The organism is Faecalibacillus sp. TM498 (genome assembly GCF_020589955.1).
Classification (GTDB): Bacteria; Bacillota_I; Bacilli_A; order Erysipelotrichales; family Coprobacillaceae; genus Faecalibacillus; species Faecalibacillus intestinalis.
This window is the reverse complement of record NZ_JAJDKB010000009.1, coordinates 21,406-43,743: the sequence shown is the minus strand read 5'-3', so window position 1 is coordinate 43,743 and position 22,338 is coordinate 21,406. Positions and strand designations below refer to the sequence as shown.

Annotated in this window: 22 protein-coding genes; 1 reads left to right on the top strand and 21 read right to left on the bottom strand. The window is 47.2% G+C overall.

What is annotated here, in order from left to right; all coding sequences use genetic code 11:
- Positions 1–109: 109 nt before the first annotated feature.
- The 14 genes from LJD32_RS04440 to LJD32_RS04375 all read right to left on the bottom strand — a co-directional run bounded on the left by LJD32_RS04440 (position 110) and on the right by LJD32_RS04375 (position 12,947).
- Entirely contained in the window at positions 110–2,497 is a 2,388-nt protein-coding gene (locus LJD32_RS04440; protein ID WP_035300449.1) for an ABC transporter permease, read from the bottom strand.
- A 165-nt stretch (positions 2,498–2,662) separates the two neighbouring features.
- Positions 2,663–3,694, bottom strand: a complete 1,032-nt coding sequence (locus LJD32_RS04435; protein ID WP_154253022.1) for a sensor histidine kinase — start codon at positions 3,692–3,694, stop codon at positions 2,663–2,665.
- On the bottom strand, positions 3,691–4,383 hold the full coding sequence (locus tag LJD32_RS04430) for a response regulator transcription factor (RefSeq protein WP_154253023.1): 693 nt from the start codon (positions 4,381–4,383) through the stop codon (positions 3,691–3,693). The genes LJD32_RS04435 and LJD32_RS04430 overlap by 4 nt, the downstream gene beginning before the upstream one ends.
- Before the next feature lie 364 nt (positions 4,384–4,747).
- Entirely contained in the window at positions 4,748–6,157 is a 1,410-nt protein-coding gene (locus tag LJD32_RS04425; RefSeq protein ID WP_055158534.1) for a relaxase/mobilization nuclease domain-containing protein, read from the bottom strand.
- An 88-nt stretch (positions 6,158–6,245) separates the two neighbouring features.
- Positions 6,246–6,536, bottom strand: a complete 291-nt coding sequence (locus tag LJD32_RS04420; protein WP_005361132.1) for a CD1845 family protein — start codon at positions 6,534–6,536, stop codon at positions 6,246–6,248.
- A gap of 85 nt (positions 6,537–6,621) precedes the next feature.
- On the bottom strand, positions 6,622–6,966 hold the full coding sequence (locus tag LJD32_RS04415; protein WP_055158497.1) for a plasmid mobilization protein: 345 nt from the start codon (positions 6,964–6,966) through the stop codon (positions 6,622–6,624).
- Positions 6,963–7,661 carry a hypothetical protein gene (locus LJD32_RS04410; protein ID WP_055158499.1) on the bottom strand — a complete coding sequence of 233 codons (699 nt, stop codon included), beginning with the start codon at positions 7,659–7,661 and terminating at the stop codon, positions 6,963–6,965. Before LJD32_RS04410 ends, LJD32_RS04415 begins: the two co-directional genes overlap by 4 nt.
- Positions 7,661–8,581 carry a DUF4316 domain-containing protein gene (locus tag LJD32_RS04405; protein WP_005361129.1) on the bottom strand — a complete coding sequence of 307 codons (921 nt, stop codon included), beginning with the start codon at positions 8,579–8,581 and terminating at the stop codon, positions 7,661–7,663. Before LJD32_RS04405 ends, LJD32_RS04410 begins: the two co-directional genes overlap by 1 nt.
- Positions 8,582–8,594: 13 nt before the next feature.
- On the bottom strand, positions 8,595–9,227 hold the full coding sequence (locus LJD32_RS04400; protein WP_025580946.1) for a hypothetical protein: 633 nt from the start codon (positions 9,225–9,227) through the stop codon (positions 8,595–8,597).
- A gap of 153 nt (positions 9,228–9,380) precedes the next feature.
- On the bottom strand, positions 9,381–9,749 hold the full coding sequence (locus LJD32_RS04395; RefSeq protein ID WP_055156923.1) for a cysteine-rich VLP protein: 369 nt from the start codon (positions 9,747–9,749) through the stop codon (positions 9,381–9,383).
- A 5-nt stretch (positions 9,750–9,754) separates the two neighbouring features.
- On the bottom strand, positions 9,755–10,138 hold the full coding sequence (locus LJD32_RS04390) for a hypothetical protein (protein WP_025580944.1): 384 nt from the start codon (positions 10,136–10,138) through the stop codon (positions 9,755–9,757).
- Positions 10,135–12,243, bottom strand: a complete 2,109-nt coding sequence (locus LJD32_RS04385) for a DNA topoisomerase 3 (protein WP_173725462.1) — start codon at positions 12,241–12,243, stop codon at positions 10,135–10,137. Before LJD32_RS04385 ends, LJD32_RS04390 begins: the two co-directional genes overlap by 4 nt.
- 3 nt (positions 12,244–12,246) lie before the next feature.
- Positions 12,247–12,372 carry a DUF3789 domain-containing protein gene (locus LJD32_RS04380; RefSeq protein WP_081017347.1) on the bottom strand — a complete coding sequence of 42 codons (126 nt, stop codon included), beginning with the start codon at positions 12,370–12,372 and terminating at the stop codon, positions 12,247–12,249.
- 65 nt (positions 12,373–12,437) lie between these two features.
- Positions 12,438–12,947 (bottom strand): SLOG family protein, encoded by a 510-nt coding sequence (locus LJD32_RS04375; RefSeq protein ID WP_055158503.1) that lies wholly within the window; start codon positions 12,945–12,947, stop codon positions 12,438–12,440.
- Positions 12,948–13,096: 149 nt separating this feature from the next.
- Between LJD32_RS04375 and LJD32_RS04370 the strand changes: the two genes are divergently transcribed.
- A complete protein-coding gene (locus LJD32_RS04370; protein ID WP_005361112.1) occupies positions 13,097–13,411 on the top strand; it encodes a helix-turn-helix domain-containing protein in 315 nt (104 codons plus the stop codon).
- 119 nt (positions 13,412–13,530) lie between these two features.
- Here LJD32_RS04370 and LJD32_RS04365 read toward each other — a convergent pair whose 3' ends face one another.
- From LJD32_RS04365 to srtB, 7 genes are all read right to left on the bottom strand, one after another.
- Positions 13,531–13,944 (bottom strand): dUTP diphosphatase, encoded by a 414-nt coding sequence (locus LJD32_RS04365; RefSeq protein WP_055158506.1) that lies wholly within the window; start codon positions 13,942–13,944, stop codon positions 13,531–13,533.
- Entirely contained in the window at positions 13,941–14,684 is a 744-nt protein-coding gene (locus LJD32_RS04360; RefSeq protein ID WP_254887923.1) for an FAD-dependent thymidylate synthase, read from the bottom strand. The genes LJD32_RS04365 and LJD32_RS04360 overlap by 4 nt, the downstream gene beginning before the upstream one ends.
- A gap of 19 nt (positions 14,685–14,703) precedes the next feature.
- The gene (locus LJD32_RS04355) at positions 14,704–15,045 is read right to left on the bottom strand and encodes a hypothetical protein (RefSeq protein ID WP_226875831.1); all 342 of its coding nucleotides are present in this window, start codon (positions 15,043–15,045) and stop codon (positions 14,704–14,706) included.
- A gap of 59 nt (positions 15,046–15,104) precedes the next feature.
- Complete coding sequence (locus tag LJD32_RS04350) at positions 15,105–16,103, bottom strand: nucleotidyl transferase AbiEii/AbiGii toxin family protein (RefSeq protein ID WP_227391822.1); 999 nt, start codon at positions 16,101–16,103, stop codon at positions 15,105–15,107.
- Complete coding sequence (locus LJD32_RS04345; RefSeq protein ID WP_055158509.1) at positions 16,100–16,717, bottom strand: DUF6088 family protein; 618 nt, start codon at positions 16,715–16,717, stop codon at positions 16,100–16,102. The genes LJD32_RS04350 and LJD32_RS04345 overlap by 4 nt, the downstream gene beginning before the upstream one ends.
- 181 nt (positions 16,718–16,898) lie before the next feature.
- Entirely contained in the window at positions 16,899–17,381 is a 483-nt protein-coding gene (locus LJD32_RS04340) for a hypothetical protein (RefSeq protein WP_015542949.1), read from the bottom strand.
- A 62-nt stretch (positions 17,382–17,443) separates the two neighbouring features.
- Entirely contained in the window at positions 17,444–22,336 is a 4,893-nt protein-coding gene (gene srtB, locus LJD32_RS04335) for a class B sortase (RefSeq protein WP_173725464.1), read from the bottom strand.
- Positions 22,337–22,338 lie beyond the last annotated feature (2 nt).

Sequence of the window (22,338 nt, the reverse complement as noted above, 5' to 3'; positions counted from 1 at the left end):
TTTGTTGATAAGGGTATTGTAAAACCCAAATGTCCGCGAAATGTTACAACAGCCAAAAAAATTCATTGAAAATCGGGGTGAAATGTTACAACACTCGGACATTTCAAAATCAGTCTGCCATTTTGATCCGTTCCACCAACGAATTTCTGCATTGAATTTTTAGACAGATAGCAGAAATTATAATAGGTGTTATTATTAAGCAGACACCGTAAATCAGTAATGGAATAAAAGGAAAAGCATATTGAAAATAAGTTAATCCATTCGCAGACAATATCCGTACTAACAAATACCCTATCAAGGTTCCTACCACAACCGTAATAATCAAGCATGGAATAATCAGTAAGACACTTTCATGCAGCAGCATTTTCTTTAGCTGCTTTTTTGTCATACCGATAGATTCCAATATTCCAAATTCTTTTCTCCTTGTACTGATACGACTAATCAAGGTGTTTGTCAGATTAAAAATGCTAAACATAATGACAAAGGCAGATACTCCATAAACTTGTACGCTGGTATTATGAATCGTATTTGCCGAAGATGCTTTTACCTCTTGTAAGGTTTCCATTACCAAATCAGGGTGTCGGGACAGTATATTATTTAATTTGCTTTCTACTGATTTACCCACTTTTTCATATTCAGGTACGGACAAAGTTAAGGAAGCTGTTAAATCCATATCGCCCCACAACTTTTCTATGGTTTCTTTGGGGAGATAAAAGCCCTCATTCATACTTTTTTCGGAAGTACCGGCAATCAAAATATCTATGCTGTGTTCAGCCCCATCAAACCATCGTAATGTCACTTTTTCTCCTATTGACGGGCAAGCATGATAGACTTCTTTCTGTACACTTGTTCCTAATATAACCATAGCGTCTTGTTTCACCAATGTTTCGTATGTCCAATCAACAGGAAGCGTTTTCAAAATTTCTTCCTGATTATCAGGCGTAATCGGAATAATGGGAATTTCTAATTGTTCATTGTGATACTCAATAATGGCTGCGGTTCTCTCCGTAGCATAAATCTCTTTAACTTCCGGGATTTGTTGCAATTCTTCCATGAGTTCCTGTGAAAAAGGCGTATCAACTTGATACTCCGAAATACCATACGGTTTCGGATTGACTAATGTATTGTGGTTAATCGTAATATAATATTCTCCATCTTCCAAATTCCCCATTCTTGCAAAGGAATCTGGATTCCATGATGATATAAAAGTGGCTCCAACCATAAATAAAATCCCGCCGATTGCAAGCGAGGCAATCGTCAGATTGTGTTTTTTTCGATTCTGCTTTTCGCTCAATACGGCTAAAGAATACGGTGAGAGACGAATATGATTTTTCCTGTTCCGCACTCTACTTTCTTTTAGTTCTGGATTGTTTCCAACATATTTTGTTGCTTCAATAGGGGAAATATTTGAAGCTATTTGTGCGGGCTTGTATACGGAAATTTGTACGATGATAATGCCTAATATTATTGCGAAAATACTTGTGGCTATGGCATTGATAATCGTTATTCCATTCGGCTCTAACAAATATGCAAATATGATACCTACTGTAATACCGGCAGGTATTCCGAACAGGCAGAAACGATACCCCTCTTTACGAATCATCCGCTTAATTTGTTTTTCTGTCATGCCAATAGTTTTGAGCTGTCCAATCTGCGACACTTGATTTGATACCGAAAGGTAGAACACACTGTATATGACAATTCCGCTTGAAAATGCAATAAAAAGAGTAGCTAAAAGAACACCTCCCATTCCTGATCCACTGATAAGTGAGGAACAGAATTTGCTATTAAAATAAAGCTGGTTCCTGCTTATGTCTTGGGATAAAGCCAGACGATATACTGTATTCTCAAAATCAATAAGTCCCATTTCCGTGGCACCATTTACACGAATCAAGGCACTATATGGAATATCAGATAATAACACACCCTGTTCTGCATACGCTGGGGAGACATAAAAGTAAAATGTTCCTGTTTCCACATTATCAGTAAAACCAGTAATGATGAAATCCTCTGTTTTACTCCCTGCCGTTGGTAAAGTGATGGTATCTCCTATATTTAGCTGATACCCCAGTTCTAATTGCACATTTTTATCAATTACAATTTCATTGTACTGTTCTGGACAGGTTCCACTGACTAATTCATAGGATTTTATAATTCCAAAACCAGTCGGCATATAAACCGCTTCAAATTTGATCCCATCCATCAGAAAACTATCACTATGCTTATAGGGTACAATATCTTCAAGATCAGGTTCTTTTTTCAGAACTTCTATCTGTTCTGCTGTAAGCCCCCCGATGGTAGCTTGCTGCATTTGATTCAAAATCTTTTGTTCACTAATTTTGCTGCCTTGTTGGAATAAGGAGATTCCCACAATCAAACTAATTGCCAGCGCAATGGTCAAAACATTAAAAAAGCAAAAAATACGATTTGAAGATACATTGCGTTTTGCTAATTTCTTTACAATGGCGCTGGTATCGTTCTCAAAAGGCCATGTCATAGTTGTATCACCTCCATATTTGATAAGGGTATTGTAAACCCCAAATGTCCGCGAAATGTTACAGCGGCCAAAAAATTTCATTGAAAATCGGGGTGAAATGTTACAACGCTCGGACATTTCAAAAAAATTTACGGCGGGCAGCCGGAAATGGCCGTCCGCCGCGTTCTATTTTGTAGGCAGCATAATGGAAAATTCCGAACCCTTGCCCGGCTCCGAAACCACTTTGATATAGCCGCCCTGCCGCGTTACGATCTCGCGGGCCAGATACAGGCCAATGCCAACGCCCTGCTGTTCGTGTACTTCTTCCTCACGATAAAAGCGCCGGAAGATAGCGGCCTGATTGCTTTCGGAAATGCCCTTGCCGGTGTCGGTTACTTTAATCTCCACATACATTTCCCATAGCACCACCGACACAGCGATTTTTCCGCCCGCCGGGGTGTATTTCACCGCATTGTCCAGCAGGTTAAAGAGGGCTTCGGATGTCCACTTGCTGTCATGGGAAACGGTCAAATCCTCCGGGCAGTCCACGGACACAGCGATTTCCTTTTTCTCCGCTGCATACACGATCCCACTCATGGCCTGCGCCACAGTATCAAAGAGGCGGCCCGGTTTCTTATCCAACTGGATCACGCCTGTTTCCAGCCGGGAAGTTTTCACAAGGGCTTGAAAGAGAAAGTCCAGCTTATCCGTCTGGCTGCGGATTCCCCGGATAAAGTCGGTGCGCTCCGCCTCGGTCATAGGCTTTTCCAGCAGGGTGTCCGTCGCCATTTTCAGATTGCTTACCGGCGTTTTCACTTGATGGGAAATATCCGATACAAGGGTCTGTAACTCCTGCCGTTCCTCGTCTACCCGGCGGCGGTTCTCCTGCATGATCTGATAAAGCCTTGCCAGCCGATGTCCGATTCTGGCAAGCTGGGTTTCGCTGTCCTCCGGGCGCTGGGGTGCTTCATTCCCGGCGATCATGTGGTCTAAGGTCTGGCACAGGTCAGCGGTAAACTGTGACAACCGCTTTCCAAACGCCTGCGTCAGTACAAAAATCCCTACAAGGGCGCACAGTAGCAGCACCCCGCCCGTCAGCAGCACCGCCGTCTGTTTCGTCACAAAAAACAGGGCTATGGTGATCCCGGACATGGAGAGGGCAAGCCCTATTGCCACCCGGCCAAACAGCCGCTTTACCGAGAGGTTTTGAAACTTCATTTTGCCTCGCCTCCCGTCCATTGATAGCCCATGCCGTAAACGGTCTTGATGTAGGGCGCGCCGCCGTCGGCTTCAATCTTGCTGCGAATTCGGCTGATGGAGGTTGTCAGGGTGTGTTCGTCCACAAACCTCTCGTCTATATCCCACAGCTTTTCCAAAAGCTGCCCACGGGTCAGCACTTGCCGGGGATTTTTACGGAACAGGTTCAGCATTTTGTACTCCATCGGGGATAGGGTCAGGGGCTTGCCATTTAAGGAAGCCGTCTGCTCCGAGAAGTCCAGAAACAGCCGCCCGTCGTCGTAAATGTCCTTGGCCGGTTTGTGGTGTTCCAGCATGGCGAACATAGCTTTGATTTTCCGCTGCAAGGCCCCGATCACAAAGGGCTTTGTGATGTAGTCCACCGCGCCCACCTCATAGCCCCGTATCTGGTCGCTCTCCTGATCGTTGGCGGTCAGGAAAATTACAATGGTGTCCGGGTGCTGGGGCTTTATCAGCTTGCACAGCTCAAAACCGTTGCCGTCCGGCAGGTTGATGTCCAGCAGCACTAAATCAAATTCCCGCTGGCGGATAGCTTCGGCTGCGGTTCTGGCATTTAGGGCAGAAGTCACGCCGTAGCCGTCTGCGGTCAGGTTATAGTCTAACATCTTATTCAAAAAACTGTCGTCCTCGACAATTAAAATCTGCTTCATATCCTCACTTCCTTTGCTTTTTGCAAATAGTATAACAGGCAAATGTCCGCGAAATGTTACAACGGACAAAAAATTTTATTTTTTTGCATTTCTCTGTTATAGCAGTTCAAAATAATAACTCTATTATAGGCAGTTATCAAAGGTTTATCAATGCGGCAACTGTAAACAGATTCTCTGCCAAAGACTCTTAAAACTACTGGCAAGCAATGCAATCTTACGTAAGATTGCGTATTTAGCAGAAATCCCGTTCCCGGAATTCCTGCTAAATGCTTGTTGGTGACATATCCCCAAACCCCTGAGATCATTGCCGGTGGCAATGGCTGCGCGTTCCGTTGGAACGCTGAAAACGAAAAGCTGACAAACCTTATTGACGTGATTTTTCTGTGCTGCGCTGCGGTAGCGGTGGGGAAGAAATCTCTAATAGATATTCCACATTAGCCCGAACATTATGAAGTTCTTTCATATCATTTTTGGCCTGCTTATAGGCAGAATAGGCTTTCCGTTTTTGTTCCAGAAGATCGGTGTATTCCTCCCGGAGAGATTTAACAGAGGGGAGCTTTTGGATTCCTAGCTCGTCAAAATGATTCTTTGCCGCCTGGTGTAGCAGAATTTCAGCCTCATGTACTATTCGGTATTTTTTGCTGTACCCGGCTTTGCGATATTCTACATAGACAGCCCGCGTTTTCGCATAGTTTACGATCTGCTTTTGTAGCTCGGCATTGGCGTTCATTCTTGACTCTAAATCTTTAATTTGAACGGATAAGGTATTGAAATTAGTGGTAGCGGCGTTGGCTTTTTCCAGAAGATCCTCATAACCCATATCGCCATGTTCTTTTAAGTAGAGCACTGCCTGGGAAAGCTGTTTTAAGTTGAACACTTTTGCCCAACGCTCATAACCGGGACCTTTGCCGGAACGGATTGCAGCCTCTATATCTACCAGCAATCCAACTTTGGAAACCGGTTTTTTTGAAAAAGTATGGTGGGATTTTACTGTCCGTGTACCGGCAATTCGTTCTTTGATGGCCTGTTCTGTATAATCGCCTTTGAGCGTATCGCATCGGGTATAATTTTCTTGTCCCGGAACTCGGAACCGAAGATGTTTTCTTTCACGGTTAACTTCAATCCCGGCAGCCTCCAGCTTCTTTAGAAGTTCCTCAAAATCTTTTGGCTTTTCCTCTAATGCAGCATCAATAGCAATGCGTATCTGCTCCTGAAAGGAAGGCTGCTTTTTATTTCCCAGCCATGTGCCATAATGCTCCCGGCTGGGTTTCGGATTTTCTACAATCGAAAGTCCATGCTCCAAACACAGCTTGTCATTCATTCGCCGGATTGCCCAGGTAGAACCCCAGAAGTTGCGAAATTTTTTCTGACAGTCCAGTGTAGTAGAGTTGATAATGATGTGATTATGGACATGGTGCTTATCCACATGGGTGCAGACAACAAAGGCATGGTTTCCTTTTGTGAGCTTCAGTGCCAGCTCCCTGCCGATCTGATTAGCTTCTTCTGGCGTAACTTCGCCGGGCTTAAATGCCTGACGGAGATGGTAGGCGATCACATCATCTGCACCCTGATTTCTGCCGGTCAGATTTGCATACTGTCGTTTGGACAGAAGAAACTCTGCATCAGCAAGCCGGGTATCACACTCATAGCCATAAATGAATTTTCCAAAATCGGTTTTCTGCGGATTTTCTACATAATCAATAATATCTGAGATCGCAGTAGAGATATTCCGACCTTTTCCTACATGCAGAGGCATCAGTCTTGTGGTCGCTATTTTCGTCACCTCCTTAACTTAATTCCAATCAGAGAAGTTATAATTGCAGAAAAAGAGCGGGGCTGCCTATGCGCCCCGCCAAATCTGCTTAACCAAATATAAAATCCTTTAAGGCACTGTTTGCCCCGCCAATGATCCCTACCAGCCATGCAGCCGCCAGAGGCAGACCGTATGGACTGATAAGAAAGGCGATCATAAGCCATGCAAGACCCGGCAAAAATCCTGCGACAAAGAACAGCACCAATGCCGCCAGAAAGATGATCCCAGAAAGAATCCCAAGTACCGCACCGGAAAGAACCACTAAAAATTTACATACCAGATAAAGAATCCCCGTAACCAGCATAAAGGGAAGTGCCAGTAATTTACCTATCAAACGCATACGCTTTGCCTCCTTTCAGAAGGGCATCTGCCCTTATAAAAATTTTACCGTGACGGCAAAAAGAAAGCAACGGCTTTCCGGCTGTTTATGAAATGTTTGCAAATCCCCGGATCAGTTTGTCCATGCCATCCCAAAGGCTGTCCAGACGGGTGCGGATGTCATCTATATCTGCGGCATAAATATTGCCGGTCTCATTGGCCCGTCTGGTATATTGGTTTAAGTTATTGGAACAAATGCGGAGAAGCCGGATCATTTCCTGAATATCTCCCATATCAAGGTGGATGATGTAACCGTCTACGGCCATCTTTCGCAGATATGCCGACAGGTTGGTAATGCCAAGTTCCGCCATGCGTTCTTTTACCAGTTCGGCCTCCGCTTCGGACATGACAAATTCGACGCGGACGGATTTTTTGTTATGCCCGCCATTCATCGTTCCAACCCTCTTTTATGAGATGAGACCTCCTGCGTCGAAACCGCCGTCTTTGCTCTTTTGAGTTTTTCCCGCAGGGTGGTCTTTTCCAGCTTATCAAGATATTCCTCCAGATTTCCGGCTGTCGCATGATAGCTGCGTTTGAGGCGTTCCCGTTTTAGAATTATCATCAGCTCCGGCTCATTTTCTGGCAGATAAGTCATTGTTTTAGGGGCTCCATGCTCTGGCATAAGCCGGTTCATAAATTGTCTCCGTTCCTGATAGGGGATCGTGATAACATTTCCATCCTCAAAAGCAACGGCTACATTTCCGATTGGACAGGTCAATTTTTTCATCCGTTCCACATGTTCTCTATAATTTAGCGGATAGAGATCGCCAAATATTTTTCCGTCCCTGACTTCTTTCAAAGAGATGGCATAAGCCAAAACGGGATCATTTGTCTGCTCCTGGTAAAACCGCCACACTTTGTTTTCATGGCTGCCCTCCAGATAAACTTCCCGTTCGCGCAGGGTATAGGTTCCGCAAGGGCGTGACATCCAAAGAAGCTGTTTATCCTCTGAACGCTCTGACACAGCCAGTTTTGAGATCAGTTCCTTATCCAGGTCAAAGTCCTCTTTATAATGTTGGGTATGAAGATCTACGATACGGGAAAGAGCACCCAAAAGATCTACATCCTCAAATCTTACCCCGGCCATCAGCGTTCCCTTTCCGGCACCGGAGGGATCATCTGCCTTGCTTCATGCTCCGGTTTGTCTGCTTTCAAACGGTCCATCAAAGACGGCTTTGCTTCCGGCACCAGCTCCCGGATTTCTTCATCCGTCTGTCCGTCTGTCAGATCCGGGCGCACAGGAGGTTCGTTGTTCAGCCTGCCATCCAGCATATTGTAGTTGCCGGTCTGACCTTCCTCATAAAGTTCTGCATTGCGCAGATAACTCTCCGGCGCCTGAAATGGCTGTCCGGCAAACAGAATTTCTCTTTGGGTGGTAAACTGTGCAAGGACCCCATTTTGCAGTCTTGCAAATTCTTCATACTGGCGCAGGGTAAGCCCTCGTTCCAGCATTTCCGCCTGGGTATGCGCCCAGCCTTCTCCATAGAGAAAATAGTACATGTCGGGCTGATCACAGACAAAACACAGGGAACCGTCCTGATTGTCATAGTAAGATGGCTGCATATTCTGGTAATGGCAGCGTTCCTCACGCCCCAAATACACACGGTTGTCCGCACCCAGCATAGCGACCATACCCGCGTAATTACTATGGACCGCAGAGCGGATTTCTACCAGCGGATCTGTTTGAGAAGGAATCTGTCTGCCCGGAATCTCATTTTGTTTTTCCGCTGCATCATTTCTTGGTATCACTTCTTCATGGCTGCGTGCATCCAGCTCCGGTTGAGATGTTCCTTTCCGAACAGCACCGGGCTCCGGTTCTTTTTCTTTCACATAGTATCGGACATTTGCTGTCGTATGTTCGTTGGCTTCCTTTGCATAGTTTTCAGCAGCAGCTTTGGTATCAAACTCCAACGGTTTTCCATTTTCCTTGCACCAGCTTTGTGCCGGTCCGAAAATAGAAGTGCTGCTTCGTACTGCCCATACACCATAGGTCCGTTTCTTTTCCATTCCGCATCCCTCCTTATCGTTCCTGCTGTTTGGAAGTTTGTTGCTTTTTTACCGGGTCTGCCGGTTTTGTTGCTTTTAGCTGCTGACGGAGAGAATTCTTATGCTCCAGTTTGGAATCTGTGATGTTGACATATTCGCCAATGATACAGAGCGCTTCTCCATAACTGCCGGAAACAAATACCCGATCAGACATTTCTTTTGCCTGTTCTTTCAAACCATGCTCCCGCAAAGTACGGGAAGCAATACCCAGCAGATTAAAAATGTTCCCATCTGCTCCGATCAGCGGACAATCCGGTTTATCTGCCAACGCTTCCGGTGTTTCTATAAATCCGCCTAAATAATTCGGCACAAAGTCCGACAGCCATGTGCCGCCATAGACTTCATGGGTCTGTAAACGCCACAGGGCAAGTTTTCCTATATCCAGTTTCACATCATCAAACGGGTAAAGCAGACAGGTCAGTTCGCCGTGCTGAAAAGCAGCCACATTCTCAAACTGACAGCCATCTTTCAATATGCCTGCTTTTGTCAGCATTTCATTGATCCCGTCCACCCACTCTGTCAGATCCCCGCCACAGCCCTGTAAAATCAGTCCTTCCTTATCCGGCATGCGGCGAAGATCCTCCGCAGTAATCGTGTTGATATTCAAAAAATCGCCTCCTATCGTTTTTGTTAAAATATATGTTTTGTCCGCAACTTAACCTCATTTCAAAGCACCGGAGTATTCTTACACAGCTCCCTTGAAAACAGGTGCAAAAAGCCCTTGAAAATCAAGGACTTTTAAGGCTAAGTTGCGGACATATCATGGTTGGTTTTGCCGCTTCCGGCGTTTGCGTTCCCGCTCGGATTTCCGTCTTGCATAGACCCGGCAGGCAGCGGAACAATATGCCTGGCTGGTTGTAGGAAGATATGCCTTTCCACACACAGGGCATATTTTCTGTCTCATGGAGGTGTCCTCGCCGGTAATGGCTGATTCCAGTGCTGCATCCACCGGCAGCACCGCTTTTTCAAAGTACCTGCAATAAGCACCGGTCCACCATTTATTCAGCATGTAACAAGGGCTGTCCAGAGGAAGGCAGATCTTATCCTGGGAGTCATAGTTGGCGCAAAGCTCCGTAACCAGCTTTCGGATCGTAGCCCGCTCCGAGCGGTTCAATTCTCTCTCCGCCATAACGCCTACCTTTCCGGGGCTCTGCTTTGCCGACCGCTGGAAATTTCGGTTGTATCAGTAACATTCCTGGGCTGTGAAAGGGCATCGGCGATAGAGTTCCGCTTTTTCTGTTTTGGTTCATGGTAAATAAAAAGTTCATTTTTTCCTGGTACATACAACAATCCATTTTCTTCGCAGCGGAAAATATCACATTCTTTGTCTGTTGAAACGGTATAAAAGTCTTTGTAATCATAAGGTGCTTTTTGCCGATCCTGATAGGTACACAGCCCTAAGTTGGGGTCACTTGCCAGCCGTTTCGATATGGCGAAAAAGTCGCCTTCTTTTTTGTGAAATTTTCGTATGGGCGTGAAGTGATAACCGCCATATTCAAAGGTTTTTCGATCGCTCATTTACGCCTGCCTTTCTTTACTGGAAATTCCAGCTTGAAATTCACATATTTACCGCCGGTATCATCCAGAATCACTTCCGCATCATAGGTCTTTCCTGTTTTTTCACTGTAAAGCCCGGACATAGAAATACGGCCCTCTTTCAAAAGAGCCGCTGCCACAGACTTTGTGATGGATTTTTTCTTGCTGGAAAAGAAACGGTTATCTTTCCAAAGAGCAAAAGAACATTCCCTGTTGTCGCAGAAAAAACCTTTCTTTCCTTCATATACCGGGGCTCCGCAGCGAGGACATACCCCTACGGCTTCATGTGCAGTTCCTCTGGAAGAAGGAAACAGATCCGCAAAACGTTCTTCCGGGGTAGTATGTTCTTTTACCAGCGTCCGGCTCATATCTGCAATCTGATCCATAAAAGATGTTGCCGACAGTTCGCCATGTTCCACTTGTTTCAGCATGGATTCCCATTCTGCAGTTAAGATGGGAGATTTGATATTGTCCGGCAGGACTGCGATCAGGTTCTTTCCTTTTTCCGTAGGAATGAGCTGCTTTTTCTTTCGCTGTACAAATCCGGCAGAAACCAGCTTTTCCAGTGTTGCCGCACGGGTAGCCGGAGTACCCAATCCTTTACGCTCGGCATCTTCCGGCATATCTTCCGCACCGGCAGTCTCCATAGCGGACAGCAGTGTGTCCTCCGTATAGTGTTTCGGCGGTGAAGTTTTCCCTTCACGGAGACTTGCTGATACAGCTTCAAAAGTCTGTCCTTCCTGCAGCACAGGGAGAGCGACAGCTTCATTTTCTTTGTGTTCCGTTTCACTCTGCCTGATACTCATACGGTGAATCCGTTCCACCTCTTTCCAGCCGGACTGTAAAATAGTCTTTCCTTTTGCCGTAAAAGTATATCCCTGGCAGTCCAATATAGCGGTGACCGCTTCAAATCGGTGTACCTGCGTTGTGGCACAAAGCAGTCTGACGGCAAGCAGGGTAAGCACATCCCGCTCCCCGGAAGGAAGCTCCGACAGGTCTGTCCGTGCAATCTCCACAGTTGGGATGATGGCATGGTGGTCGGTCACTTTGCTGTCGTCTGTTACCCGGTCAATGTCCGGCTCTCCGGCGCAGCCTTTTCCAAAGGGCATATTGTCACGCAGCCATAGGATCAGGGAAGCGGCGGTTGCCTGCATGTCCTTCGTCAAATACTGGCTGTCCGTTCTCGGATAGGTTGCCAGCTTCTTTTCATAGAGAGATTGCACATAATCAAGGGTCTGTTGAGCCGTATAGCCATAAATACGGTTACATTCCCTTTGCAGAGTTGTAAGGTCATAAAGGCGGGGAGGCTGTATAGTTTTTACCTGCTTTTCCGCAGAACGCACAAAAGCGGAGTTGTGGTCACAGTCCATACGGATTTTTTCAGCCTCGGATCGTTCCGTCATTTTTTCGCCGGAAGCAGTAAAACCTCCGCAGGTGATTTCCGGCACATAAAAAGGCTTGCTGATGAAGGATTCAATATCCGACTCACGCTGTACCAAAAGTGCCAGCGTCGGTGACATAACACGGCCGACATTTAGTGTGACACCATACAGGACAGAAAAAAGCCGGGTGGCATTGATCCCGATCAGCCAGTCGGCTCCTGCCCGGCATACTGCCGCATCATAGAGTTTATCGTAATCACTGCCGGGACGGAGATGGTCAAAACCCTCACGGATCGCCGCATCCTCCATACTGGAAATCCAAAGGCGTTCCATAGGCTTATTACATCCGGCATATTCATAGACCAGACGGAAGATCAGTTCTCCTTCACGCCCGGCATCCGTAGCGCATACCACAGAATCAACCCGTTTGTCCTTCATCAGCCGGCACAAAAGGGCAAGCTGCTTTTTCTTATCCTTTGGAACTTCATATTTCCAGTTTTCCGGTAGGATCGGAAGATCCTCATACCGCCATTTGGCGTACTGTTCTTTGTAAGCCTCCGGCTGTGCCAGTTCCAAAAGATGTCCCACGCACCAGCTCACCAGATAACCGGAACCTTCGAGATAACCGTCTTTTCTTTCCGTTGCGCATAATACTGCTGCCAGTGACATAGCAACAGAGGGCTTTTCTGCAATCACAAGTTTCAATTTTTATTCCTCCTTCATAGTTTCAAATTCTTTATCCGCAAGTTTTCCGGTTTGCATAAGACACATCAACATAACGCCGGAAGCCATTCCTCCGGCAAAGGTAAGGAAATGTGAAATCAGGTTCCACATAAGCATTCCTCCTAAAAATGGGTAAAGAAAAACGCCCACTTCAAAGTGAGCGCATCAACAGGTATCTATTTTGTTTTTGGTTTCAAGTGATCCGGCAGGACGATCTCTCCAACCGGGATTTCCCGCAGTTCCTTTTTCATCCGATGGGTGAAGCGGATCGTCTTTGCCGTACCGCCGGTTTCCCGTCCGTCATATACAGCGATCACTCGGTCGGAGTGCTCCACCATATAGCGGTTTCTGTGGGAGTAGACGCTTGGGAGATATTTTTCCTGTATGACAACAACATCCGCACAAGCCTCCAGCAGTTCACGGGTTCTTGTTTTCTTATTCAGGCTGTCCAGACGTTTGCGGTAAGGGATCACTGCGATCAGCTCCAGCGCCGGATTAGTCTGCTTTCTTTCCAACACCAGCTCTGCAAAATACTGATCCACGCCATCTGCAAAGCCACTCATAAAACAGGTAAATCCATCTGTAACGGCAGCATCGATCTCATGTTCCAAAGCGGCTTTTATTTTGTTGATCTCATTCTGCGGCAAATCCCTGTGTCCGGTAACACAGCAAGTCTTTCCTTTCATCGGTCATCCCTCCATCTGATAGGTAAATTTCTTCACTTTTCACATAGTAATAGATTTTATTTAGCAAGTCAACGATAATACCCTTTTTCTCTTTGCGGATAATAAAGGGGTGTAAGGTACAATCTATTACAAAATGGGAGGTGAAGGCGATGTATGAAGATTTTGTCCCGGAACGATTAGCGAAGCTGCGGACACAGAAAGGAGTTTCCGCACGCGATATGTCTTTATCGTTAGGTCAGGCAAACAACTACATCAATAATATTGAGAATAAAAAGTCACTTCCCGCTATGCAGTCTTTTTTCTACATCTGCGAATATCTGGGTGTGACTCCGCAGGAATTCTTTGACGAAGGAAATACTTACCCGGAAACCTTGAAGGAATTCATTGCAGAGGCAAGACAGCTTGATCCTCAATCCATGCAATATATCCTTGGTATTATGAAAGAACTCAATAGCAGAAAGTAGGCGGTCACGGTAATGGCCGCTTTTTTCGTGACTTTCTTTATTATATTTTATAATGTTCTCGAAATGTCCGCTCCCTATACCGATAAGTATTCAAAAACTGTTCCCCAAACAGCCTTTTTCTATTCGCCGGTACTGCCAAAGCTGCCGGTTCCTCGCTCTGTTCCCAGATCTGTTACAAAATCCGCAATGACAGTCGGCGTGATCACAAGCTGCCCGATACGGGCTCCCTTAAAAAGAGACTGCGCCTGATTGCTTACATTGCTGATGATCGCATGGATCTCTCCTCGGTAGCCGGAATCCACAGGCGGCAGTTCACAGACCAGACCTTTTACCGCCATACTGGTACGGGGAAAGATATATCCCGCATACCCATCCGGTATTTCCAGTCCAAAGCCAAGAGGAATTTTGGCGATTTCTCCGGGCTGTAAGGTGCAGTCATAGGGCAGATAAACATCTGCTCCGGCATCATTGCCATGAGGACGGTAAGGACGCTGGTGCTCCGGCACGCCAAAATCGATTAGTTTTATTTTCATCGGCAGCCTCCTTCCCAAAGAGCGGGATAGTCTTTTTCTAAAATATCCTCTGGCGTCATATCTGCCTGCAGTTTTCGCCCGCAGGTCATTTTCCCTTCCAGACATCGATCCAACTGACAGAAAGGCCCGGTCAGTGACGGGGCAAACAAGGCAGGGCTTAGGTCATAAAGTTCTTTCCAGACCTTTAACAGCACGATCCTTGTTTCATCTGTATTTCTTCGGCATACCCGCTGGCCGATGATATGTTTCCACTGATAAGGGGTGGCGCTGATGAGCAGTACATTCCGTAATCCCTGGGGCGTGGCATAGCCGGCCGCATCGTGCCCGCTTCCGGCAGTGCACAGGGCTTCATAACATTTCATGCTTTCATTACAACTTTTTAAGTACAGCTCCTGTACCACAGCCGGAGCCGTCATAATAGAATACGGGACAGCGAAATCCGCATGTCCCGTATAGTTGCTGTACTGCAGCGATGCACTCATAAATTTTACTTCGTTCTGGTGGCGGGTGATCTGCGCCAGAAAACGCCTGCTGGCACCGACAATGGCTACCGTGATCACCGCAAATTTCTGGATGGTAGGATGGGGAAGCGCCCCCATAGCTGCTACTGTCTGAACGCTGAATGATTTTTCGTAGAGCTCCATCAGGTCGTCCATTGAGGCAATCTTATGTCCCTGCTGGGTAAGTCTTGCCGCAAAGACCATGTTTTTTTCTGCTTCCGCTACCGCCTGGCAGTTCAAAATTTTTACTTCAATCTGTTTAATTGGTATGTCCCTCCTTTACAATCGCTTTCAGTAAGAACAGATAGTTAAGACTGTCTGTGATCTTTTCGTCCCATGTGTCCATCGGATAAACTGTTTCCTCGGCAAAGCACATATCGTATAGAGAAACAATATGCTTTGCCAGCATACCGGCAAGGGCACGCTGGGGCGTTGTGTGCTGTAAAGTTGCCGCTGCCTTAAATGCACCCAGCCGGTCCGGATCATCCCCGGTGTATTCTTTGGTTTTCCGTTTCAAGGTATCAGCACAGAGCCGCACCTGTTCGTCAAAAACGGCATTGACTTCATTTTGCGTAATATAGCATCCCTCCTTTGAAAACAAGAAACCGGCTATTCTAAAGCATCTTAGAATAGCCGGCAAATAAATGGATATGTAATTGTTTATAGTGTATTGATCTCTTTTTCCAGTTCCTGGACCGCTGCTATGACTGTCTCAAATGTCGGAATATCCCCATACAACATATCCTGCATAGAGTTATAGTCCGTTTCCAATGCTGCGAACCGATATTCCGGCGGGAGTAATTTTAATGTGCCCGGCACAGCCTCCGGGTACTTCGCCCATGCTCTGGGATAGAATTTCATTTTGAAATCTACAACTTTCTTCAGGAGATCCAGCCTGGAAAAAGCAGCTTCTTTGACCGGTGTTGCAGCCATGCGGTAGAGATCATAATAATGTCTGGAATACCGCTGCGGCATTTCCAAATGTTCCGGTCTGTTCGCTTCATGGTGCAGGATTGTGGCTTTTTCCCAGAAGGTCCGTTCCGGGGCAACGGTAAGGATTGCGGTTTCTTTTTGCTCAAAAATCTTCGGATAATATTTTGCCGCGTATGGTTCGATCAGCGCTGTTTTTGCAGGAGTCCACGCTGCCAGCGCACCAATCTCTAAACGGATCACCTGTAAAGTCGCCGTATTCGTAAAAAGGTGCGGATAGGCGAAAATGACCGTCTGTTTATCCTTTTCATCTATGTAGACATTTGCTTCACAACCGATTTCCTGGGATAAGCCGGCTTTGACTGCCGGGCAGAATGTTTCGGACAGAAATACCTCTGCACGCACATTGGCTTCTTTGTTAAAAGTATCCTGTTTTGTATTGGAACGTTTCTCCCATGGTTCATCTTTGCCATATCCCAATACACGCCAGTCCAGAATCAAATCAATATCTTCTGAAAACCGGCTGATCAGGTGAAAGGCTTTTGAAAGGCTGGTACCTCCCTTAAAGGTGATGGACTCTTTCCATGGTGAGCGGTGAAATAAATAATCCAGCGTAAAACATACCCAAAAGTCTTTTTCCACGATGGCATCATTCAGCCCCATTTTATCTGCTGTATTTCTGAACAGCTCCCTGCGGTCGTTATCTGAAAGTCTTGCTATATTTCTCATTGTACCTTTTCACCTCCACAAATCTGCCGTATCGTATCGTAAACCCAATCCGTAGACTCGGTTGCTTCCTTCAAACAAGCCTGTTTATCCTTGTCTGTCAGTTTTTCGGAAAGCATCTGTATGACTTCTGGCGTAACATTCGATCTGCCAAGCGTTTTTAATGCCTGTATAACCAAACTTGTCATATAGGACAATCCGGTAATCTCCTTATTGGTCCGGTGCTTAAATTCCAGCTTTGTAGAGTTCCACTCGTAGGTCTTATATGGACCATCGCTGATATAGGACCATACTGCTGTTACCTGTGTTGAAAGACCTAACAGGTTCAATGCTGTATTCCCACATGGGGCAATCGTCCAGTGATAACTTCGTGCCAATGCGTTCGCCACCGCTTCCGGGTCTGCCGCCACATATTCATCCAGAAGTTTGCTATATTTTGGTTTTTCATAAACTCCTTTCAAAATACGGCGCAATGTTCCTGATTGCACTAAACGGCTTAAACTTTGACGAATAGTGGATGTATCTGCAATATCCGCAAAATCAGACATCACAAAAACAGTTCCATCTTCAAGAGAAAGAACACGCTCTCGTATTCGTTTTGTATATCCGTTGTCCACAATACCGCCTCCCTTCATGTCACGAATATTATATATTATTCGTGACATGATTGCAATAGGTCCTATTCCTCTTATTTTGAGTGTTCCCATTAAAAATCTGATTTATACATCAAAAATCAAAAATTTTGCAAGGCAGTACAGTTTTCATATATGTCACATATTTTATATATTATTCGTGACATCAGGCAGTTGGCAGGTAGATCCAGTCGTGCATCAGGCACACGCTGGGTTCATCCTCCCTGGGAACCAGACGGTAGGTACATTCCCCATAGACCGTGCGTTTGTCCTCGATCTCCATGCCATAGGCTTTATAAAAGCGGTATTCCAGATTGGAGATAATACAGCGCAGGGTTTGCAGAGCCTCCCTCTGTGCTGATACGATCAGGTCACGGTCAATGCTGCGCTTCAAAAACAGCAGCGATTTGTAAAGCTGTACCTCTGTGCGGTAAGGGCGGCAGTCTTTCGTTTCCAGCCATCCGCAAAAAGCGACCGGTCCGCTCTGGATCACACTGCGGTCCGGGTGATAATACTCGTAGCAGTCCAGGTTTGCCGTATTCAGAAGATAGAGCATTTCCCGGACTTCATTTTCCGGCATGTCGTAAAACCGCAAAAGCGAGCGGTAAAGATGGACATAGCCAGGAATGGAAATCATGGTATTTACCATAAAATAAAATCCTCCTTGTAAACAACAGGTGCGGGAGCTTTTGCCCCCGCACCGTCTAAAATCTATATTTCGTTATCTACTTTCACGAGTTTTCCCATGACAAGGAAGCGTCCTGTGCCGCTCGGCGTACAGGTAGAAAGGGTCAGTACCTTATCGCTGCAGGTCACAGTCACATCACTTTCCACCGCGGAACGTTCCTTCATAGCTGTAAGCCAGGTAGTATAAGCACCGTCATCCTTCCAGGAAAGCTGCCAGGGAGAAGTTTCACTGCCGGATTCTTCCGGCTTTGCTGCAAATGCCGCAAAGATCTCCATGACATAACCCCCCTTCGGAGTAACGAGATACATCTGCCTGTGAGTATCAAAGTAACTTTGTTCATCGTACCGGTTCAGCAAGGCAAACATGGAACCATCCCGCATATTATGGCCGTAGACGATCGTATTGCGGTCTGAAAAATCTGCCCGGTTTTCATAATCGGCAAACAGGCAGCCAACCTTGTTATAGGTTCCGTCATAAAGATGGTTCAGGTAATACTCGTTGTTGTCAGTCTGCGTCACCGGATAATTGAGCACCGTATCAGGAAGGGAAAGCCATCCGATGATGTCCGGTCCATTTTCACGGAGCGCTTCAAAGTCTACCGAAGGCAGGACAATATCGGCATCGTCCTGTTTTGTTTCTGTCGGATCGGTTGCCTGCTCCGGGGAGTCTGTCTGCTCCGGTACTTCCACATATCCGGCAAGATCCCGATAGGCGTCTTTACTCTCGGCATACTGGTTCAGGTCACGGAACACCAAAAATCCGCTGCCAAGAGCCACCAGAGCGCAGAGTGAAAGGACAGAAGCCCCGACAGCCGTTCTTTTTGGGGAAGTCCTGCTGTCTTTTCCCTTTTTGAAATAATACACAGCAAATACGCTGCCGCCGATCAGTGCGGCTGCCAACAGTCCGCCATATAGGAAAATATACGGATCATCCCCGGTCTGCGGTACCGGCTTTTGAGGGGTGGAAGGATTGGACGGAACAGAAGGTTTTTCCGGCTTTTCCGGTTTTTCATTAAAGAACTGGACCGTAGATGTCTGGTCAGCTTTGATTTCCACCGTAGCGGCATCAGGAATGATGTAATCCTTGCTTGCCCGGTTTGCAACTTCTGTTACGGTATAAATACCGACACGAAGGCCCTTGACTTCAATTACACCGGATTTTGGAGTGGTGAATGTCTCGCAGTAGGAGCCGTCCGCGCTCTTGACCTCGATGGCAAAACCATCTTTGCGCCCGTCGCTGGAATCCTTTGTGATCTTTAAGTTGCCGCGGTAAGCCTCATTGGTAAATCCGTGCCCGGCTTCTCCATTTTCCACAACTGCGACCTGTCCATCTTCTGTGATGGAAAAATAGTAAGCGTTTGGGTCAGGCTGATAGCCCTCCGGCGCTTTGCTTTCTTTGATAAAGTAGCCGCCAGCCAGAAGGTTTTCCGCCGTATGATAGCCTGCATCGGTTTCTTTCAGCGTACCGATCTTTTGATCGTCAGGATCATATTCCTGGTTGGCGTTGGAATCCGCATACAGGTCGAACACTGCACCGGGCAGGAAGCGCAGGAAAGAATTCTTGTCTTTCTTATCCTCCTTTTCCACAGGGGACGGTTCCTCCACAGCTTCGGTTTTAGTTACCTGCACACTGCCGCGGATCAGGGTGTTTTCCACACGGATCTCGATATGCTGTCCGTCTGCACCGATATATACATGGTGCTGCTGCGGGCTTACCGTATAAAGGTCAGGGGCAGAGATCTCCTTGACGATCCAGTGTCCGTAAGGAATATTCTCAAAGGAAAAACTGCCGTCTTTTCCGGTAACAGCAGTAAGCAGTGCATTTTCTTCGGTAAATTCTTCTGTATCAGGTCTAAACAGTCCCATGAGCGCACCGGCCAGAGTGACATCTTCACCGCCTTCCGGGTTTTCCCCAACTTTTACACCGTCTACACGCCCGCGGAGAAGTTCATTGGAAACAGCCCCGCCTTCATTGACAAGGATCTGTACCAGTGCAGTTTCCTGTCCGGCATATTCAAAGACGACCGGATATTTCTGATCCGAAAGGATATAGGCGCCGTTGGTCGTGCGTTCCTTGACATAATAGCTGCCAAAAGGCAGGTCGGAGGCGAAGGAAGCACTGTAACCGCCGGATTCATCAGACGAAACAGAGACCACTTCCAGAAGTCCATCTGCCGGGATCACGCTGCCATCTGCCGCCGTCAGGTCTGCGGAAGCATAAAGTCCAAAGGAAATATCCTTATATTCCTCGTTCATGCCAAGACCGAACAGGTCATTGGTCTCCATTGCCTTGAAAAGTGTGACATCCACTTTCTGTCGTTCGTCATAAAGACCTGTTGCTGCCTGTGTGACCTCCACGGTCTCACCCGCATAGGTCAGTTCCACATATTCCGGTTGAGGATTCAGCACACAACCGGAAGGAGCCTGACGTTCCTCCAGACGGTAACGGCCAAGATAGAGAAGCCCGCTTTTCGCTGTGCCGTCCTCGCCGGTCGTAAGGGTTTCCACAACCGTATCTTTTTCTGCCCGCAAGGTACCGTCACCGGTATAAATATCTTCATCTGCGATCACGTCATAGACCGCTCCGGGAAGTCCGGAAACCTCATACACAGGTTGGTACAGTCCGTCGTTTTCCTGGACAGAAGCAAATACTTCTCCGGTCTTTGTGATGGTAAGCTGGCCTTTCTGCGGCATATTGTACTGAGTGACCGTCACAACCGCCTCGCTGCCGTCAATGGTAAACGGTACCGGCCGATCGGAAAGCACATAGCCATAAGGGGCAGCCACCTCATAAAGTTCATAATCCCCAGCGGCCAAAGGCTCCGGCAGCATCAGCCAGCCCTCGTCAGAAACATAGAAGGTATCCAGTGTTTCCGGGTTCGGATAGTAGACGGTCTGGGTGATAAATTCCCCGGTGGAAAGATCCTTGATCTGAAAACCGGTTCCGGTCACAGGGATAATCTTTCCGGTCTCTGCGTCACATTTTTCAACTTTCAGACGGGCTGTGATGGTGCGGTTGTTCAGAATATAGCTATAAGTCTTTCCGTCAGAGGAAATGAATACCGTAAAGTCCGGGACAAAGGCTTTGCCTTCCTCGCCTGCGATCTGATGGACCGTATAATGCCCATAAGGAAGCGGTTTACTGGAAGCAAAACCATCCGCATCCGTGGTAAGAAGGTCACGTTCACTTTCCTTTGCCGCGTCATAGCTTCCGGCTGCCTTTAAGTAAACTTCAAAGACTGCGCCTGCTTCCGGGCGTTCGATGATACCGGCATTGGAATCGTCGGTATTTTCGTCCTCAGGCACATCCGGGTCCAGGTCATCGGTGTGCTTGACAAGCTGGATATTTCCGTAAATAACCGTTTCCGTCACCTGATTTTCTGTGGTATTGAGTTCCACTTCATACTGGGAAGGGGATGCACCCACTTCATAAATAGTTTCATTCAGAAGATACCCGGTGCTCGGTTCGATTTCCCGGATCGTCCAGCCATCCCCGCATACATAATAGCGGGTCATAAAGCTGCCATCTGACCCGGTAGTATAAGTGTCGATCAGTTCGCCATCACGGAAGATCCCATAGGTCGCCCCTGCAAGAGTGGCATCCCCCTGAGCATTTCCGGTGTCAGCATCACTCTTTACCACATGGACGCGGAATTTCTTCAAGATATTGCTGAAATGTACCGAAGAAGTCTGCCCGCTTTCAATGGTCACGTACTGTGCGGAAGGGGTCACATAGCGGTCCGCCGGAAGTTCTTTTACCAGATAGGTTCCCGGCAGGAGCTTCTTTTCAATCTGGCCGTTTTCTCCGGTCGTAACTTCCTCATTGACTTCATTTCCCAAAATGTCCGTACCGGAGATATGGAAGGTGATACCGGAAACAATGCCGTCCTCACTGGTCTTGACAAGTTTTGCAGTACCGTAAGTTTCCGTTTTGATCTTTACAAAGAAGGAAACCGGATCGCTGGCGCCGGTCATCATGGTCTGGTAGCCGGGTCTGCCCCAGATCAGCATGTCGTTTGCCACCGGGATATTCTTTCGGAATTCAAACAGCACCGGGTCCATCATCATCTGCCTGCTGGTAAAGGTGTATTCATTTCCGTTTCTTGTCACAGAAACGCCGCTGCCTTTCAAAGCCTCCAGGTCGATCTTCAAGTTGTTGGTATCTGTGACCGTCAGGGTATAGACCTTTTTTTCTACATCCCATTTCAGTTCCAGTTCCGGTGCTTCGCTTTTCTTAGAAGAAGTAAAGGAAGGGACTGTGGAATGGGAAGCAACCTGTGCCAGAATCCAGTCATAGGCTTTTTCTGCCGGTCGTCCGGCAATCACGCTGAAATACTGATCGGCGTCTGCGTGGCCGTTTCCGTGGCGGCTGTACGGATCGCTTCTAAGCTGCTGCTGGTATTCCCAGAGGATGATCTGGGTCGCCATCTTATAGTCGTCCTCGTTGATCCCGGAAACAGGGAGCGCCGCACCGGGTTTCCAGCCATAGATCGCAGTCAGGGTGATCCCCCTCCTTGCCTCGGCAGGAAGCAGGTTCAGGTATTGGCTGTTGGTCCCGCTTTCCGAAACATAGGTGTTTTCCGAAGTATGGTAAGGAATCCCGCTCTCCACACAGTAAACCTGGTGGCTGATCCCGTCAGAGTCCGTCAGCATATAATGCCGGTAAGCATTGCCCCCGGAACTGGTGTGTACGTCGATGGTTCCGTCTGCATGGTAGGCAAGATAGGTGTAAGGCGCCGGGGCGCGGTAGTGGTTCCCATCAGAGCCCACATACTGGTCGCCCAGCCAGGAGCTTGCCGTCTGTCCGACAGACATGGCAAAAGCCTGAGCCGGAAGAAGCCCCAAAATGCTTGCCATACAAAGCAAAAACGCCAACAGCTTGCGAAAGCCGCGGCGTCTGGTTATGATATGTTCCATGA